Raw genomic sequence first — 1,021 nt, forward strand, 5'->3', positions numbered from 1 at the left:
GTTGTTGGTTAATTAACCGTGGTGTGCACGCTTGGCAAAGAAATCACCAATGAATTGAATCAAGACGATCAAAAGTAGAATCAAGATCGTTGCTAGCCACATCACGTCGTTTTGGAAGCGTTGGTATCCAGTCACGATTGCGGTTGTTCCCAAACCACCAGCACCAATGGCACCGGCCATGGCTGTCAAACCGACCAAACTAATCAATGTGACCGTTGATACACGGATTAATTCAGAACGGCCTTCACGTAGGTAGACATCGGTAATGATGTCCCAGTTTGTCGCACCAAATGAACGCGCGGCTTCAACTTTACCAGCATCAACACCAAGCAAAGCGACTTGGACTTGACGTGCGTAGAAGGGGAAAACACCCAATGACAATGGCACCAAGGCGGCTGTCGTTCCGATTGTTGTGCCGACAATCAACTGGGTCAAAGGTGAGAAGGCGACCACCATGATGATAAATGGAATGGCACGTCCAACTGAGACAACCTTATCCAAAATCTGGAAGAGTGGTCGGTTTGGCGTAATACCATCATCCGCCGTTAGCACCAAACCAGTTCCGAAGAGTAAGCCAATCAAACCACCAATGATGGCAGATCCGACCGTCATGAAAATGGTTTGCCAGATAGCGATCCCCCAACCGAAATCACCACCCCAACCAAGTGAGTAAACGTTAGGTAAGTTTTGTTGTATCCAATCAGCCATTAGTGTTGTCCTCCTACGTGTAATTCTTGAATTTGAACACCGTGATCAGCAAAGCTTGCCTTTGCCGTTGCACGTTGTGACGCTGTTCCCTTGAAGATAGCAATTGCTAAGCCAACCGGTGTCTTGGTTAGGATTTCCATGTTTGAGTACAACAGGTTGGTTGTGACACCGTAATCGGCGTAAATCGTTGACAACAGTGGTTGGGCCGTATCGGCACCAACATAGTTAATTTGCAACAATTCTTCATCATCAGCCAAAGGTTGTTCTTCGAGCAGCTCAGTCACCTTTTCAAGGGCTTCATCACGGTTTGTGG

2 protein-coding genes are annotated in these 1,021 nt (G+C 47.3%); both read right to left on the bottom strand.

Annotation, left to right across the window (positions count from 1 at the left end):
• Positions 1 to 12: 12 nt before the first annotated feature.
• Positions 13 to 708 (bottom strand): methionine ABC transporter permease, encoded by a 696-nt coding sequence (locus tag WEIDD23_RS03105; protein WP_010372100.1) that lies wholly within the window; start codon positions 706 to 708, stop codon positions 13 to 15.
• The coding region (locus tag WEIDD23_RS14400; RefSeq protein ID WP_278279467.1) for an NIL domain-containing protein at positions 708 to 1,021 on the bottom strand (314 nt) is incomplete at its 5' end. The genes WEIDD23_RS03105 and WEIDD23_RS14400, both read right to left, overlap by 1 nt.

This window comes from Weissella sp. DD23 (assembly GCF_001579105.1).
In the GTDB taxonomy this organism is placed as follows: domain Bacteria; phylum Bacillota; class Bacilli; order Lactobacillales; family Lactobacillaceae; genus Weissella; species Weissella cibaria.

Bases quoted from the DNA above. Each gene is read 5' to 3' on its own strand.
- WEIDD23_RS03105 (WP_010372100.1), bottom strand. From the start codon at position 708: ATGGCTGATTGGATACAACAAAACTTACCTAACGTTTACTCACTTGGT.